The sequence below is a fragment of the Yersinia alsatica genome, assembly GCF_902170305.1.
GTDB lineage: Bacteria > Pseudomonadota > Gammaproteobacteria > Enterobacterales > Enterobacteriaceae > Yersinia > Yersinia alsatica.
This window is the reverse complement of record NZ_CABHWW010000014.1, coordinates 80,395-98,166: the sequence shown is the minus strand read 5'-3', so window position 1 is coordinate 98,166 and position 17,772 is coordinate 80,395. Positions and strand designations below refer to the sequence as shown.

Genomic DNA, 17,772 nt, shown 5'->3' with positions numbered 1-17,772 from the left:
CGGCAGATTTGTCACTTGAACCCACGAGTTAAACCAGCTCAAGCAAAGCCTGTAATGGATGGCGCAAGCCACTGCCTTCAACCCGCTTAACTTGGCTACGGCAAGAATAGCCGGTGGCTAAGCAACGTTTTCCTGGCAGTTTTTGCAATGCTTGCTGCCAGGATAGTGCATAGATACCCAATGAATTATCGATGTTTTTGGCTTCATGACCATATGTTCCGGCCATACCGCAGCATCCTACACTGACGCTTTCCAGTTTGGCACCGTAACGGGAGAATATCGATATCCAATGCTGGCTACTGGCTGGCAGTGCGGTGGTTTCAGTGCAATGACCAAACAGATACCAGGATTCGCCACTCATTTGCTGTTCTGGACACTCCGGCTGCTCCGCCAGTGCCACCTGCAACCACTCATGCACCAGTTGCACATTGAAGTCACCGCGGCTCTCACCCAGAATCTCTTTATATTCATCGCGATAACAGAGCACCAGCGCCGGATCAACCCCCACCATTGGCATGCCCAATTGTGCGATGCGATTCAGGAAATCCGCTGTTTTGCGCGCGGTTTTCGCAAATCGTTGTAGGAATCCTTTGATATGCTGAGCTTTACCATTCGGCGAGAATGGCAGTAATACCGGATTAAAGCCCAGTTTTTCCACCAGCCGGACAAAATCAGCCACCACCTGAGCATCATAGTAGCTAGTGAAAGGATCCTGCACGACTAACACATGTTGGCGTCGCTCCGCCTCCGGCAGTTTTTCCAACTGCTCCAGTGTCATGGTGCTGGCATAATGCCCCGACAGCGACTGCTTTAACGTGGGGCTGGAAAGCAGGGGTAAATCCACCATTCCAATGCTTTTACGGCTTAATTCACTGACCCAAGGTTGCTTCAAGAAGAAGTTAAACAGTTTCGGCGTTTTCGCCATCAACGGAGCATAACTTTCAACCCCGGCAACCACATAATCGCGCAGTGGCCGATGATAACGAGTGTGATACAGCTGTAGGAAACGGGAGCGGAAGCCCGGCACATCAATTTTTATCGGGCACTGGGTCGAGCAAGCTTTACATGCCAGACAGCCCGACATCGCCTCTTTAACTTCATGCGAGAAATCATAATCGCCTTGACGGGCGGCCCAGCTATTGCGGGTCTTTTCAATCAAACCACGCAGACTTGGGCGCTGGGTTGCCAGCCCTTTCTCCAATGCCACGGGATCAACACCTTGGTCGGACAGTAGCCGTAACCACTCACGCACCAACGTTGCCCGGCCTTTGGGGGAATGAATTCGGTCGCCCGTTATCTTCATGGATGGGCACATTGGGCTGCGAGCATCAAAATTGAAGCATAATCCGTTGCCATTACATTCCATCGCCCCACGGAATGAGGTTCTGACTGCCAATGGAATACGTCGGTCCAGTGTCCCGCGCTTATCCGAGGTATCCACTTTCATCATCGGGGCATCACTGCCCAATGGCGAACAAATTTTCCCCGGATTCAACCGATTATCTGGGTCGAACGCGGACTTAATACGGCGCAGTTCGCTGTACAGCACTTCACCGAAAAACTCCGGGCTGTATTCTGCGCGGAAGCCTTTGCCGTGCTCGCCCCACAGCAGGCCGCCATAGCGCGCCGTCAGTTGCACCACTTGATCAGAAATCTGCTTCATCAGCATCTCTTGCTGAGGATCGCACATGTCCAGCGCCGGACGCACATGCAACACCCCGGCATCCACATGGCCAAACATGCCATAAGCCAGATTATGGCTATCCAGCAGTTGGCGGAACTCAACAATATAATCAGCCAAATGCTGCGGCGGCACACAAGTGTCTTCGGCGAAGGGGATCGGCTTGGCCTGCCCTTTACTGTTACCGAGCAAACCCACCGCTTTTTTGCGCATACCATAAATACGCTCAATACCGGCTAATTCGCTGCAAATCTGATAACCAATAACCCCCCCCTCTTGGCTGGACATCAAATCGTCCAAACGTTGGCAAAGCGCCTCCATTTGGCTATCGATGAGTGCCTTATCATCACCAGCGAACTCAACAATATTCAGCCCCAGCATCTCTTTATTGGGAACATCAGTAATGAGTTCTTTGACCGAGTGCCAGACAATATCTTCTTTCGCCAGATTAAGGACTTTTGAGTCCACCGTCTCGACGGACAGCGCTTTGGCTTCCACCATAAAAGGCGCATTGCGCAGTGCTGAATTAAAAGAGTCATACTTTACATTCACCACACGGCGAACTTTGGGCAATGGCGTGATATCCAGCGTGGCTTCGGTGATAAATGCCAAAGTCCCTTCGGCCCCGGTTAAAATCCGCGTGAGGTCAAACGTTTGCAAGTCATCACTGAAAACATGGCGCAGGTCATAACCGGTGAGAAAACGGTTTAATTTAGGGAATTTCTCTAGGATCAGCGCTCGTTGGTCGCGACAGCGATTCAATACCGTCTGGTAGATTCGACCGATGACCGAATCCTCCTGCGCAATCGTTTCCGCCAGTGCCGTCGGCATAGCGCGGGTATCTAGCATCTCACCGCCGAGTAAAATGGCACGTAACCCCAGCACGTGGTCAGAGGTTTTGCCATAGACCAACGAACCCTGACCGGAGGCATCAGTGTTGATCATGCCGCCCAATGTGGCGCGGTTACTGGTTGATAATTCTGGCGCGAAGAAATAGCCAAATGGCCGCAGATATTCATTCAGTTGGTCTTTAATCACCCCGGCTTCAACCCGCACCCAACCTTGCTCGGGGTTAATTTCCAAGATGCGATTCATATGGCGCGACATGTCCACCACAATACCGGTGTTCAGCGCCTGACCATTGGTCCCTGTCCCGCCGCCACGTGGCGTAAAGACTAAGGTTTTAAAATTATCCTGCCCAGCCAGACGGCCAATCAGTGCCACATCTGCCGTCGAGCGCGGAAAAACCACCGCATCGGGCAACAGCTGATAAATACTGTTGTCCGTCGCCATGGTCAGGCGGTCAGCATAGTTAGTGGCGGTATCGCCGGTGAATCCGTGTTGCTTCAAAGCATCCAAAAAATCCAGCACCAACTGAACAACACCGGGTGCCTGAGAAATCTGTGGGATCATTAGTGTGACCCTATCTATATGTGTGTTTGTTTTAAGAACTGTTCCTTGAGAGATTATCTGGTCGCGACAACCTTTGTCGAATAATTTATGCCAATTCAGAATGATGGGAAAGTGATGGCTATCGACCAAGGATAAATACGGCTATAAACTCTTGAGTATCAAAATTTTATATTGTGCAAATAATGTTCAAGCCCTGTCGGGAGCTGATTATTTCGGCACATTTATGACTATCGGATTTTTATTATTCCAGGGACGTTGACCTTTTTTGATAAAATCGCGGCAGTAAAAACGTCAGCTTATCTGTTAAAAGCTGAAGAAATACACCATGATTACTGTTGATACTTAATTAGATTGTGCAAATACCTCATTAGCACAAACTCTAATGAGTTACAGTGCGATGGCCACCTTGCCATGATTTCCGAAGTGAGAACCCACTGATGAATTACCCGCAGCTACGTCGTTTCGATTTACCTAAACTGATGTTTGGGGTGATATTCATTATGATAATGATTGTCGCCAGTTTTTGGGTGGTGCAGCCCTTCGTGATGGGATTTGCCTGGGCTGGCATGGTGGTTATTGCCACCTGGCCGCTGCTGATTAGACTGCAAAAACTGCTCTGGGGTAAGCGCTGGCTGGCGGTGATTGTGATGACCCTACTGCTGATCTTGCTGTTCGTTATCCCCATTGCGTTGCTGGTCAGCAGTCTGGTTGAGAATAGTGGGCCACTTATTCAGTGGGCCTCCAGCCCTTCTAATTTGCACATGCCGGATGTCACCTGGCTGAAAACAATCCCCATGGTCGGCAATAAACTGTATAGCGGCTGGCATACATTAATAGCTGGTGGTGGCAATGCCATCATTGCCAAAGTTCAGCCCTATATTGGTGCGTCCGTAACTTGGCTGGTGGCACAAGCTGCACATGTTGGCTATTTCTTGATTCATCTGGCATTGATGTTGTTGTTCAGTGTGCTGCTTTATTTCCATGGCGAGCAAGTCGGTTTAGCTATTCGACATTTTGCGGTGCGGGCGGCGGATAAACGCGGTGATGCCGTGGTGGTATTGGCCGCTAAAGCTATTCGTGCCGTGGCGTTAGGGGTGGTGGTGACCGCGCTGGTTCAGGCGGTGTTGGGTGGGATTGGCCTGGCGGTTTCCGGGGTACAATATGCCACATTATTTACAGTATTAATGTTTGTCTGCTGTGTCGCCCAGCTCGGGCCACTGCTGATACTCATTCCTGCGGTCATTTGGCTCTACTGGACGGGGGATTCAACTTGGGGCACCATTTTATTGGTGTGGAGTTGTATCGTCGGGACAATGGACAACGTATTGCGCCCTTATCTGATTCGCATGGAAGCCGACATGCCCATGATTCTCATTCTCTCTGGGGTTATTGGCGGCTTGCTGTCATTTGGAATGATTGGGTTATTTATCGGCCCAGTGGTGTTGGCTATTTCCTACCGCCTGACTGCGGCTTGGGTCAGCGAAGCACCGGAGCCAGAAGAGAGCATTACCGAAGTTGCTAAACATTTAGAAGAACTTTAACAGTTATACCCGCTAAACTTTAAAATGACGGCGACAGGGGTTTGGTAGTTATGCTACTGAACCCCTATTATCCAGCAACATCCGCTATTATAAATAAACAATAGCCGTTTAAATTCCCACATTCATATTCTTGACGACCAATTATATCAGGTATTAAATAAGATAATTATTAATAACCGAATGAAATCACTTCTGCCGTAAGTATTTATTTAATCTATTTTATTCAGACAATTCTCAATGACTAACTCACGGAATTTATTTACTATTATGCTGTAGTAATGATTTCCCCTGAGACATTTAAATAAATCATCTCGTAATGGCTTATTTAAATATCTGTAATCGAATACACGTATTGCTGTGTGTAGTCTTTGCCTGTCACCTAAGACGGGCTTTTTTTTTATTATATCCTTTCTGCATGCGCGTTGGCTGCACTCAATCACCCGAATCGCTTACTCAAGTAAACTCATCGTGATTCATTCTCTTGCCGCCTTCCTGCAATTCGAATTATTTTGGCTATATTAGCTTTAATGACTATTTGCTCTTTTTTTAATTTATCTTCTCTGTGTCCTAAATTAAACCATTGCATGACTTTATCTTGCTAATGCAATTAATTGTCATTTAAAAATGATAAAAAAAATCCGCAACCTGAGCTGCGGATTAATTCAATATATTGGAGAATTAGTGCTGAGTATGTTGCGCCAGACTTAACCAGGTTTTCACGACAGTATCAGGATTAAGAGACAAACTATCGATCCCTTGCTCCATCAACCACAAAGCAAAATCTTCATGGTCTGAAGGGCCCTGACCACAAATACCCACGTATTTCCCCTGCCGTTTAGCCGCTGTAATCGCCATTGATAACAATGCTTTTACTGCTTCATTGCGCTCATCAAACAATTCAGACACTACACCAGAGTCACGATCCAGCCCCAACGTTAGCTGAGTCATATCGTTAGAACCAATGGAGAAACCATCAAAATGCGCCAAGAACTGGTCAGCTAGCAGCGCATTCGATGGGATTTCACACATCATAATGATCTTTAAGCCATTCTCACCGCGTTTAAGGCCTTGTTTCGCCAACTCGGCAACCACTGCCTCAGCCTGAACCACTGTGCGTACGAAAGGCACCATCACCTCAACGTTAGTCAGCCCCATCACATTACGCACCCGTTTCACCGCCTCACACTCCAGAGCGAAGCAATCACGGAAGCTATCAGCGACATAGCGGCCCGCCCCACGGAAGCCCAGCATTGGGTTCTCTTCGTGTAGCTCATAAGCTTCGCCACCGACCAAATTGGCATACTCGTTAGATTTAAAATCTGACAAACGCACAATTACACGTTTTGGCCAAAATGCCGCGCCCAGGGTAGAAATCCCTTCGGTTAAGCGACCAACATAAAACTCGACGGGATCGTCATAGCCGTTCATCAGTGCTTTGATCTCGGCTTGAATGGCCGGTGGCTGAATATCGAACTCCAGCAGTGCTTTTGGATGCACGCCAATCATGCGGTTGATGATAAATTCCAGCCGAGCCAACCCGACACCTTCATTGGGCAGACGAGCAAAGTCGAAAGCCCGGTCTGGGTTACCGACATTCATCATGATTTTCAACGGCAAGTCGGGTAATTCTGTCACTTGTGAACTTTGAATCGAGAAATCGAGCAGTTCATGATAAACGTAGCCAGTATCCCCCTCCGCGCAGGAAACCGTGACGTTTTGCCCCTCATGCAAAATATCGGTGGCATTACCACAACCCACTACCGCAGGTATCCCCAACTCACGCGCAATAATGGCCGCATGACAGGTTCGTCCCCCCCGGTTGGTTACAATGGCGGAAGCCTTTTTCATGATAGGTTCCCAATCAGGGTCAGTCATGTCTGTTACCAGTACATCACCAGCCTGAATGCGATCCATCTCGCTGATATCATGAATCACCTTAACCGGCCCTGACCCAATGCGATGCCCAATAGCACGGCCTTCAACCAGCACATTGCTTTGAGTATTCAATTGGTAGCGTTCCATCACCTGCTCGTTGGAGCGCACGGTTTCTGGACGTGCTTGCACGATATACAGCTTGCCGCTATGACCATCTTTTGCCCACTCAATATCCATCGGGCGGCCATAATGCTCTTCAATCAATAAAGCTTGGTGGGCCAGCGCTTCAACTTCATCATCACTTAGAGCGAAACGATTGCGTTGCAGCTCTGGCACATCTTCAATTTGCACTTGTTTGCCATGGTCTTGGCTATTGGCATAAACCATACGAATCTTTTTCGAACCCATATTACGCCGCACAATAGCCGGTTTGCCATTACGCAGAGTGGGCTTATGCACATAGAACTCATCTGGGTTGACCGCGCCCTGCACCACCATTTCCCCCAAACCATGGGCGGCGGTGATGAAGACCACCTGATCAAAGCCCGACTCGGTATCAATAGTGAACATCACACCGGAAGAGGCCAAGTCTGAGCGCACCATGCGCTGCACCCCGGCAGACAGAGCAACACCGCGGTGGTCATAGCCCTGATGTACCCGATAAGAAATGGCCCGATCGTTAAACAGGGAAGCAAAGACATGTTTGATGGCGATCATTACCGCATCAATGCCTTGTACATTAAGGAATGTTTCCTGCTGACCAGCAAAGGAAGCATCGGGCATATCTTCAGCGGTTGCAGAAGATCGAACCGCAAAAGAAGCCTCTGGCTCGCCCTCTGCCAACTGCTTATAAGCCTCGTGGATTGATTGTTCGAACTCAGGGTGGAATGGTGTCTCAATGACCCATTGACGAATCTGCGCACCGGCTTTGGCTAACGCGGCAATATCATCCACATTGGTTTGATCCAATAATTGATAGATACGCTGGTTAACGCCGCTTTGCTCCAGAAAGTCGTTAAACGCCTGAGCTGTGGTGGCGAAGCCGTTAGGCACCGAAACACCCAGTTCAGAGAGATTGGTTATCATTTCACCCAGGGAGGCATTCTTGCCGCCAACCCGATCAACATCGTGCATGCCAAGCTGGTTGTACCAAAGCACATTACACAGATTTAGGCCATTGTTGGACATCGAAACAATCCTTTTACATTATCGTTAATGACGGACTTATCGTTAATTACGAACATTCAGTAGGGTATAGCGAGAGATTATTGGGGCTGACGAATCAGCAACACCAGTGTCAGACTAGCACAATGCTCCATAGCCCATGGACAGGTGAATCGATCAAGCCAACAAGAAAAGTTTTTTTCAGGCTATTCTGACAGTGAACGCTTTACCACTATGCCGAATAAGGCACACTGGCTGCGCTACACTTATGGCATTCAGCAGTAAGTCACTAGCATGGTTCAATCAGCAAATACTCAGGAGTTAGCGTGGAAAGAAGTGTGTTTTATATTTCAGATGGCACAGCAATTACTGCAGAAGTCCTCGGCCATGCCGTTTTATCCCAGTTTCCGATTAAAGCCACTACCTTCACGCTGCCCTTTGTGGAAAGTGCAGCCCGCGCCCAAGAAGTCTGTGAGAAAATCAATGAAATATATCGGGAAACCGGCGTCAGACCACTGGTTTTCTATTCGATAATCAGTCCTGAAGTACGGGAACTCATCCAGCACAGTGAAGGATTTTGCCAAGATATCGTGCAGGCGTTGGTTGCGCCACTGCAAGGTGAGCTGGGGGTGTCACCCCAACCGGTACTCAACCGTACACACGGTCTAACTGAAAGCAATCTGGGCAAATATGATGCGCGCATCGCCGCTATCGACTATGCGCTGGCCCATGATGACGGTATTTCTCTGCGCAATCTGGACCAGGCGCAGGTGATTTTATTAGGCGTTTCCCGCTGCGGTAAAACTCCCACCAGCCTCTATCTGGCGATGCAATTTGGTATCCGGGCAGCAAACTACCCTTTTATTGCCGACGATATGGATAATTTACAGCTCCCTGCGGCATTAAAACCCTTCCAGCATAAGCTGTTCGGGTTAACCATTAATCCAGAACGACTGGCCGCGATTCGTGAGGAACGACGTGAAAACAGCCGTTATGCTTCCTTGCGTCAATGCCGCATGGAGGTGGGAGAAGTCGAGGCACTGTTCCGTAAAAACCAGATTCGCTATCTGAATTCCACCAACTACTCGGTTGAAGAGATCTCAACCAAAATTCTGGATATTTTAGGGATGAGTCGTCGGATGTTCTGACTCGAAATATTCACCAAGAATATTATTTATGGTTTATTTCATCAGAATTTCTATGAATCATGACTGTGGCGGTTGAATTCATTTAATTTTGGTTTATTGTGATCGCCATCACTTCCCGGTATTCCTGCCGTAGAGAAGAACAGATTTAGAGAATCTTCATGCACAAAACAGATGAACTGCGGACCGCGCGCATCGATAGCTTAGTCACGCCGCAACAACTGGCGGAGAAGTTACCGATTTCAGAAGCGGTAGCAGACAACGTGACAGCGTCACGTAAGCGAATTGAAAAAATATTGACCGGTGAAGACTCCCGCCTACTGGTGGTCGTTGGCCCTTGCTCTATTCACGACCTTGATGCTGCAATTGATTATGCCACGCGGCTGAATGTATTACGTGAGCGCTATCAAGACCGTCTTGAAATCGTGATGCGCACCTACTTCGAGAAACCTCGCACCGTGGTGGGCTGGAAAGGATTAATTTCTGACCCAGCACTCGATGGCTCGTGTCAGGTCAATCTGGGTATTGAGATGGCTCGTAGATTGCTGTTAGCAGTCAATGAGTTAGGACTACCAACCGCCACTGAATTCCTGGATATGGTGACCGGCCAATATATTGCCGATCTGATTAGCTGGGGTGCCATTGGGGCGCGAACCACCGAAAGTCAAATTCATCGCGAAATGGCATCGGCTCTATCCTGCCCAGTCGGTTTCAAAAATGGTACCGACGGCAATACCCGCATTGCCATTGATGCAATCCGGGCGGCACAAGCCAGCCATATGTTTTTATCGCCGGACAAAACCGGCCAGATGACCATTTATCAAACTCGCGGCAATCCATACGGGCACATTATTATGCGCGGTGGGAAAACGCCCAACTATGGTGCGTCAGATATTGCCGCGGCCTGTGATAGCCTGCGTGAATTCGATTTGCCGGAACATCTGGTGGTAGATTTTAGCCACGGCAATTGCCAGAAAATGCATCGCCGCCAGTTAGAAGTCGCCGCTGATATTGGTCAGCAGATCCGCGCCGGATCAACCGCCATTGTCGGAGTCATGGCCGAGAGCTTCTTGGTTGAAGGCACGCAGAAAATTGTTGCCGGGGTTCCTTTGACTTATGGGCAGTCCATTACTGACCCTTGCCTGAACTGGGCAGATACCGAGCAACTATTAAGCTTGCTGGCCGATGCTGTTAGCAGCCGTTTTAATTAATTCCTGTTTTGCTTAAAATAAACACAGTGGTTGAATGGTATTTGATTGCCATTCAATCATTGAATTAATCCTCCTATCGCCTGCCGACTCTTTGTCTTATCAATTCCTCTCAGATCCTTAATAGCGCCTGTGATTAATGAAAAATAAGGCTTTGGAATAACCACTAATAGCGATTAGCTTGAAGTCACACATAAACGCAGATGATAATCATTATCAAATAACTAATGACATGAACTGCAAAAAACCTTATGCATAATGCTACGTATCAAACTCAAGCGCTAAACACTGCGACAGACCCAATACACTCGCTGGCGAAATCCCCATGTATTAATAGCCAACAACTTTTAGGGCAACATGATGTGGTGGCGATCAATCACCGAGGCCAGCTCTACTATTTACGCCAAACCAGAGCTGGAAAACTCATACTGACTAAATAATTTTTAGTCATCTTTTATTATCAACAAAACACCCCGCCAGCCACCTAATACTTAGCATTACGGCAGCCAGCAATCCATTGATTATATTAAACAATATATGGAGAGTTGCTTATGCCGCGTTTCTTTCGTTTATCCTCCTGCTGTCTGGCGGTCACCTTTGCTCTATCTTCGGTGGCAACGGCCAGTCTGGGAGCAAAACCTAAAAACGACACTTTAGTGGTTAAGGGCGCCCAAGTGGCCACAGACAGCTTTAATACCCCCGGCACTTTGACGGTCATTGATGCCTCACAGCCCCAAAAACAAACCGCCACCACCGCGGTGGAGATGTTCAAGAATCTCCCGGGGGTCAATGTTACCGGTGTCGGGCGCACCAATGGACAGAATGTCAATATCAGAGGTTATGATCAATATGGTGTTTTGGTGTTGGTTGATGGCATCCGCCAAGGGATCAATGGCACACATTTTAATGGCACCTTCCTTGACCCGGTTTTAATCAAACAAATTAAGGTCATTCGTAGCCCATCGACCTCATTATTTGGCAGTGGCGCTATGGGTGGCGTGATTGCCTATCAGACCATAGATCCTGCCGATTTACTGGCTAAGGATCAAAATTTCGGTTTCCGCGTCAGTAGCTATGGCGCGAGTGCTTATCATAGCCAAGGTATCGGAATGTCTGCTTTTGGTCGTACTGACAGTCTGGACGGAATCATTGCCTTGAATACACGTAAGGTTGGCAATATAAGTCAAAGTAATGGTTATGAGGCACCGAATCATGAAAACATTAATAACCTGATGATTAAGAGCACCGCCTACCTTTCTGACAGCCAATCATTAACCGCGGCCCTGCGCTATTACAATAATCGTGCCTTAGAACCAAGGATGGCTCATAAGAGTGTGCCAGACCTAATGATAAGTCCGATGATGAAACGCTCAACTATTCAACGCGACGCCGAACTCACTTACCGCCTGCAACCGCAGCAACTTAATTGGCTGGATGCTACCACTCAACTTTACGTTTCCGAGATTAATGTTAACGACGACGTACGCAGCGAGGGGTACGGCAGCCGGAAACAAATCACTCGCGGTTTAAAACTGGAAAATCGCAGCCGGTTATTGGCCTCAAGTCCGGCGGGGCACTTATTCACATACGGCGCTGAAACCTATCACCAACAGCAGATTCCCGCTGGGGTTACCCGCAGTTTTCCTCCGGCTGAAATTAAGTTTGCTTCGGGTTGGTTACAAGATGAAATCACTTTGCGTGACCTGCCAGTCACCTTGCTGGCGGGTACCCGCTTTGATCACTATGAAAATAGCCGCGCAGGCTTTGCTGATAAAGAAGCCAAAAGTTGGTCAACACGTGGGGCAATGACCGTCAATCCCACCGACTGGCTGATGATGTTTGGTGCATACAGTCAGGCTTTCCGCACCCCGACACTGGCAGAGCTTTATAATGACTCACGGCATTTCGCGATCAACTATTGGCGGCCTAACCCCAACTTAAAACCGGAAAGCAATGTCACCCGAGAAGCCGGTTTGGGTGTGCATTTTGATGATTTGCTGACTGATAACGACTCAATTAAGTTTAAAGCCAGCTATTTCCATATTGATGCCAAAGAGCGTATTACCAGTAAAGTCAGCTGGTTTTCTTCGACTTATATCAATATTCCCCGCAGCAAAACCTGGGGTTGGGATGCCACACTAGATTACCAAAACAACTGGTTCGACTGGCATCTGGCTTATAACCGCACCCGCGGCATTAATCTCGATACTCGCCAATTTATTAACAGCATCAACCCGGATACCGTCACCAGCAGTTTGAATATCCCTATTGCTAACAGTGGGTTTAGTGCCGGTTGGGTCATGACCATGGTCGAAAATACCAAGTTCATGAAAAATAATGATGCCCCAAAAGCACCCCATAAGCCGCAAGCCGGTTATGCCTTACATGATTTTTATCTAAGTTATCGTGGGCAAGGCGCATTCAAAGGCGTTACCACCACGGCGGTACTGAGTAATGCTTTTGGTAAAGAATATTACTCCCCACAGGCGATCCCCCAAGACGGACGTAATGCCAAATTCCTGGTCAGCTATCAGTGGTGATATATCACTCTTTTTGTCTATAGCCCCACAGTTATAAGCTAGCCATACTCAAATGAATTAATGGAACTCTGCCGCTAACGGCCGCACCGGTTAAGGCACAATACTAAAGGAACAAATATATGGAAATACCATTGTATCAACGCTATCTATCAATGAAGCAAGAAAACCCAGCGCTTCTCGCGGCTGATCTCGCACAGAAGATGAATATCAGTGAGGCCGAACTGGCCTATGCTCGTGTCGGCAAAGATACAGAACGCCTAGATATCAATGCCAGCACATTGCTTACCGAGTTAGCGAGTGTCGGTGTGACCCGCTCTGTCACTGCCAACCACTCTGCAGTACACGAGCACACGGGCCAATATCAGAACTTACGTTTACATGGGCATTTGGGCTTAATCCTCAACCCGCGCGCGCTGGACTTAAGGCTGTTTTTTCGTCAATGGGGTGCGATTTTCAGTTTGCGCGAAACCACCGCGCAAGGTGAACAACTGAGTATTCAATGCTTTGATCTTCAGGGGCATTTAATCCATCAGATTTATTATACCCATGAGACCGACCACCATGCCTGGCACGCATTGGTGGCAAAATATCGCACCCTGAACAATGCGCCTCTGGTGCTACCACCGGCAGATGAGGAGTCCAGTCCCGAATTGCCCATCGACAATGCCGCCATTGATAGCGAATGGCGTAAAATGAGTGATATTCACCAATTTTTTATGCTACTGAAACGCAATAAAATCACGCGGAAACAAGCCTTCCAGGCAGTTGGGGATGATTTGGCCTATCAGGTTGATAACCAGTCAATACAGCAAATACTCGACGCCGCACAAACTTGTCAGAATGAAATTATGCTCTTCGTCGGCAACAGTGGCTGCATGCAAATATTCACCGGGGTTATTGAGCAATTTACCCGGATTCAAGATAAACAGCCCTCTGATAATCATTGGATAAATGTTCTGAATCAGCGTTTTAGTTTGCGTTTAGACCTGAAAGGCATCGCTGAAAGTTGGGTGACGCGTAAGCCAACTAAAGACGGTTTTGTCTCCAGCCTGGAATTGCTCGATAGCCGAGGAAAACATATTTTGCAGGTCTTTGGTCAACGCGCTGAAGGTCAACCAGAGCAAAACCAATGGCATCAGCAATTGGCTCAGTTGACCGCGATAGGCACTCACTAGATGAATAAATGGGTCGCAGCATTCATCTTCCTAATTTCAATGAGTAGTCTTGCCAGCCAACGTATCGTGACCATTGGTGGCGATGTCTCTGAAATTACCTATGCACTCGGCGCAGGTAACCACATTGTGGCGCGAGACAGCACCAGTTTGAATCCCGCAGCGCTGAGAGCCCTACCCGATATCGGCTATATGCGCCTACTTAATGCGGAAGGGATTCTGGCCATCAAGCCCACCTTGATTTTGAGTACCGAGCGCGCGGTGCCGTCAAGGGCGTTGCAGCAGGCGGCCAACCTTGGGATTAAGCTTATTTATGTTCCCGCCGATAAATCTGCGGAAAAGGTGGCGGACAAAATACGCGTGATTGCCGCGGCCCTGAATCAACCAGAAAAAGGCCAACAGCTGATACAGCATTACCAACAGCAGTTAGCTACAGTAGTCTCGAGCCCCTTGCCGGTGAAAGCCCTGTTCATCATGAATCACGCAGGAATTCCCCCGCTAGCGGCCGGCTTGAATACCGCCGCCGACAGGATGTTCAGGGCCTCTGGACTGCAAAATGCACTACAGGAATTTAGTGGTTACCGCCCACTATCACAAGAAGGAATTATTGCCAGCGCCCCGGATTTACTGATTGTCACCACCCACGGGGTGAAATCACTTAATGGCGTGGAGAATGTTTGGCGTTTACCCGGTATAGCACTGACACCAGCAGGTAAGCAAAAACGGCTGCTGGTGCTTGATGATATTGCCTTGCTGGGTTTTGGCCTGCAAACACCCGATATTCTAAAGCAACTGCGCGCGGCGGCAGAATCAAGTTGAGAGGAAAGACATTTCAGAGAAAAACGGTGGCTAGGAGTTCCCTTGCCACCGCTATTGGGTTTGATTGAGGCTATTTTGTTAGAGCAGATTAACTGGAGCAGGATATTTCCAGATGTTTTCCCCAATCGGGCGGTAATTCAGCCAAATCATTAAATTCGGGTTGCTCAGCAAAAGGTTGCTGTAAAGCCTGATGCAGGCGTGTTAATGGCTCAATATCATCTTTTTCAGCATGATCAATGGCAAGCTGAGCCAAATAGTTCCGCAAGATATACTTAGGATTTGCTGCTTTCATTGCTTGCTGACGCTGAGCATCATCAACCGGCTCTTGTTGCAAACGCGCACGATAACGGCTGAACCAACTATCAAAAGCGGCTCTATCAATAAAATCATCCCGTAATGCTGAGTGCGTTGAGTGCATTTCCACTTCACTCAATAAGCGGAATGTTCGGGTATAATCCCGCCCTTCTTTAATCATCAAACTCAATAACCCAGTCAATAGGTCATTATCCTGACTGTCACTCTGCGAGAACCCTAATTTGGCGCGCATCTGCTGACCATAGGCCGCCATCAATTCCGGCTCATAAGCTTCCAGCGCCTGTTGTAATTGCGCCGTAGACATTAAACCAGACAGCGCTTGCCCCAACCGATGCAGATTCCATAGCGCCACGGCAGGTTGATTATCAAAAGCATATCGCCCCTGATGGTCGGAATGGTTACAAATATAACCTGGCACATAATCATCCAGAAAACCGAATGGGCCATAATCTATTGTGATACTCAATATCGACATATTGTCGGTATTCATCACACCATGAGCAAAACCCTTAGTCTGCCAATGAGCCATTAAACGGGCTGTCCGCTTAACCACATCAGTAAACCATAACAAATAGCACTCATCTTGCCCGACAAACTGCGGCCAGTGCCGGGCGATGACGTAGTCGGCTAACTGCTTAACTTGCGCAGGCTGCTGGCGATAGTAAAAATGCTCGAAGTGACCAAAGCGCACATGGCTTTCTGCCACTCGCAATAGCATGGCCCCACGCTCCGGTTGCTCACGATAAACCGGATGGTCACTGGTCACGATAGTCAGCGCTCGGCTGGTTGGAACCCCTAAATGGTGCAAGGCTTCGGAGGCCAAAAACTCTCGCACCACTGAACGCAATACCGCTCGTCCATCGCCCATACGAGAATAAGGGGTTAACCCGGCACCTTTCAAATGCCAATCCATGCTGCGACCATCACTGAGTTGCTGCTCCCCCAGTAAAATACCGCGGCCATCACCAAGCTGCCCCGCCCAAACACCAAACTGGTGACCACTGTAAACTTGCGCCAGCGGCTCCATACCGGGCAATAACTGCTCTCCGGCCCATACTGCTGATTTAGGTGCACTAAACCAGCTGGTATCCAGTTCAAGCTCCCGCGCCAGCGGCTCACTGTGGTAGAGCAGCCGGGCTCCTTTGAGCGGGGTTGGCTGTAAATGGGTATAAAAACCGCTCAATTGCTGCCCGTAGCTGTTATCAAATTGAGGAGCATTATCAAACTCAGGCGTATTATCAGCACCAGAACCTTGACCGGATTCAGCGGTATTTAAAGGGGACATTAACGTAATACCTCCGACAACCAGTGGCGAACTTGCAATAACTCCGCTTGTGACTCGGGAAAATCATCACTGAGCTGCTGGCAAACCGCATTAATGGCGGCGGTGCGATAAACTACACCTTGCAGTCGTTCAGCCAGCGCCTCCAGCGGAGCTGGATTTAAGCTATCGGTGAATATCTGACAGCGATCAATTGCACCCTGTAATACATCAAAATGTAGTTCAATTCCGCCCCAAACAAAACGGGTATCCACTAAATGGCTAAATGCCGGAGCCTGGCCAAAATTCCACTCCCAACTACTCTGCTTGGCAAATTGCTCCGTAAAACCCGGCAGATCAGGCAAAGCTTGTGGTGAGATAACTTCGGCGGACACTTTTTCATCATAATAGTCAAAAAAGGCCTGCTCAATGGCGGCGCAAACTTGCTGGTGGTCAATTCCAGGCAATAACTCCACCAGATTTGTCACCCGCGAACGTACCGAGGTGATGCCTTTGGCCTGCAACTTTTTGGGATCAGGATTAAGGTAGTCCGCCAGACGGTTTAGGTCAGCATTCAATAATAACGTGCCATGATGAAAACCGCGGTCTTTCGTTTCTTTATAAGCAGAGCCCGAAACCTTGCGCTCGCCATCCTCTTTAACCACCACTAAATCATTGCGACCTGAGGCCGTGGCTTGCACGCCAAGCGAGGCCAGAGCATTCAGAATAATTTGAGTAGATAGGGTTTTGTCGTATTCAGGTTTACCCGCCATAAAAGTGAAACAGGTATTGCCCAAGTCGTGAAATACTGCCCCGCCGCCACTGCTGCGCCGAGCCAACTTCACGCCGTCCTGTTCCATACGCCGGGTATTACACTCTTTCCACGGATTCTGAGCGCGGCCAATGACCACGGTATTGGCATTACGCCATAAAAATAGTACCCGCTGGTCTGGTGACATTTGGCGGAAAATACACTCTTCCACGGCCAGATTAAACCAGGGGTCATAAGAATCAGAAATGAGTAAGCGAAGGGATGACATAAACGCGGCTCCGAACCAAAATAAGCAGCCACTAAGATAACATAACCCGCAGAGATAACTTTAGCTTCGGCCTATCGATTCAATGCCATATTTAAATTCTGCGTGCTTGCCAATAAACGCGCTTCCAATAAACATTTTCCAGCGACGAGCGAATAACCCCTTTACTGGTGGAGGCATGGATAAATTCATCATTGGTATCATAAATACCGACATGTAACCCATTCTGACCACTGCCGGTTTTAAAGAAGAGCAAATCCCCAGGCATCAATTCATCACGCGAGACTTTAGTGCCTAGCGTGGTTTGCGCTACTGTCGTTCGGGGTAATTGCATATCAAAACGGTCGCGGAAGGTACGATATACAAAACCAGAGCAATCCACCCCACTTTGGTCTAGCCCACCATTACGATATGGCGTGCCTTCCCACTGGCGTAGCTGTTCATTCAGTTTCGCGACCACCACAATAGAATCAGACAAGTGACCACTTGGTGTCGGGGCATGGCTGCTACAACCCGCCAGGATCATACTGACCAGAAAGATCCAGAAACGTATCCGCATCGATAATTCACCAAAGGTAAGGCTTAGCCAATTCACCAGAAA

The 17,772-nt window shown here is 48.5% G+C and carries 12 protein-coding genes and 1 other RNA gene; 8 read left to right on the top strand and 5 right to left on the bottom strand.

Translation table 11 applies throughout. From position 1 onward, the window contains the following. Window positions 1-28: 28 nt before the first annotated feature. A complete protein-coding gene (gene ydiJ / locus FTA96_RS09915; RefSeq protein WP_145573717.1) occupies window positions 29-3,094 on the bottom strand; it encodes a D-2-hydroxyglutarate dehydrogenase YdiJ in 3,066 nt (1,021 codons plus the stop codon). A 437-nt stretch (window positions 3,095-3,531) separates the two neighbouring features. Between ydiJ and ydiK the strand changes: the two genes are divergently transcribed. Continuing rightward, on the top strand, window positions 3,532-4,635 hold the full coding sequence (gene ydiK, locus FTA96_RS09910) for an AI-2E family transporter YdiK (protein ID WP_050107203.1): 1,104 nt from the start codon (window positions 3,532-3,534) through the stop codon (window positions 4,633-4,635). A gap of 291 nt (window positions 4,636-4,926) precedes the next feature. Beyond that, window positions 4,927-5,035, top strand: an RNA gene (rprA, locus tag FTA96_RS09905) — antisense sRNA RprA. Window positions 5,036-5,313: 278 nt separating this feature from the next. Here rprA and ppsA read toward each other — a convergent pair. Next, entirely contained in the window at window positions 5,314-7,698 is a 2,385-nt protein-coding gene (ppsA, locus tag FTA96_RS09900) for a phosphoenolpyruvate synthase (RefSeq protein ID WP_145573714.1), read from the bottom strand. Between the two features lie 302 nt (window positions 7,699-8,000). On the opposite strand from ppsA, the gene ppsR reads away from it, so the two are divergent. The 6 genes from ppsR (at window position 8,001) to FTA96_RS09865 (ending at window position 14,558) form a co-directional block, all read left to right on the top strand. Continuing rightward, the gene (gene ppsR, locus FTA96_RS09890) at window positions 8,001-8,822 is read left to right on the top strand and encodes a posphoenolpyruvate synthetase regulatory kinase/phosphorylase PpsR (protein ID WP_050107166.1); all 822 of its coding nucleotides are present in this window, start codon (window positions 8,001-8,003) and stop codon (window positions 8,820-8,822) included. 158 nt (window positions 8,823-8,980) lie between these two features. After that, on the top strand, window positions 8,981-10,030 hold the full coding sequence (locus FTA96_RS09885; RefSeq protein ID WP_050107167.1) for a 3-deoxy-7-phosphoheptulonate synthase: 1,050 nt from the start codon (window positions 8,981-8,983) through the stop codon (window positions 10,028-10,030). Between the two features lie 248 nt (window positions 10,031-10,278). Beyond that, window positions 10,279-10,467 (top strand): hemin uptake protein HemP, encoded by a 189-nt coding sequence (hemP, locus tag FTA96_RS09880; protein ID WP_072077496.1) that lies wholly within the window; start codon window positions 10,279-10,281, stop codon window positions 10,465-10,467. A gap of 111 nt (window positions 10,468-10,578) precedes the next feature. Then, window positions 10,579-12,567, top strand: coding sequence for a TonB-dependent hemoglobin/transferrin/lactoferrin family receptor (locus FTA96_RS09875; RefSeq protein WP_145573712.1), 1,989 nt, complete (start codon window positions 10,579-10,581; stop codon window positions 12,565-12,567). 119 nt (window positions 12,568-12,686) lie between these two features. Further along, the gene (locus tag FTA96_RS09870) at window positions 12,687-13,742 is read left to right on the top strand and encodes a hemin-degrading factor (RefSeq protein ID WP_050107169.1); all 1,056 of its coding nucleotides are present in this window, start codon (window positions 12,687-12,689) and stop codon (window positions 13,740-13,742) included. Further along, entirely contained in the window at window positions 13,743-14,558 is an 816-nt protein-coding gene (locus tag FTA96_RS09865; RefSeq protein WP_050107170.1) for a heme/hemin ABC transporter substrate-binding protein, read from the top strand. 88 nt (window positions 14,559-14,646) lie between these two features. Here the strand turns inward: FTA96_RS09865 and FTA96_RS09860 are convergent, their stop codons facing one another. The 3 genes from FTA96_RS09860 to FTA96_RS09850 form a co-directional block, all read right to left on the bottom strand. Continuing rightward, a complete protein-coding gene (locus FTA96_RS09860; protein WP_050107171.1) occupies window positions 14,647-16,158 on the bottom strand; it encodes a protein adenylyltransferase SelO in 1,512 nt (503 codons plus the stop codon). Further along, complete coding sequence (locus FTA96_RS09855) at window positions 16,158-17,174, bottom strand: lipoate--protein ligase A (protein ID WP_050107172.1); 1,017 nt, start codon at window positions 17,172-17,174, stop codon at window positions 16,158-16,160. Before FTA96_RS09855 ends, FTA96_RS09860 begins: the two co-directional genes overlap by 1 nt. A gap of 91 nt (window positions 17,175-17,265) precedes the next feature. Then, window positions 17,266-17,730: an NlpC/P60 family protein gene (locus FTA96_RS09850; protein ID WP_050107173.1), complete on the bottom strand. Its 465-nt coding sequence runs from the start codon at window positions 17,728-17,730 to the stop codon at window positions 17,266-17,268. Window positions 17,731-17,772: the final 42 nt, after the last annotated feature.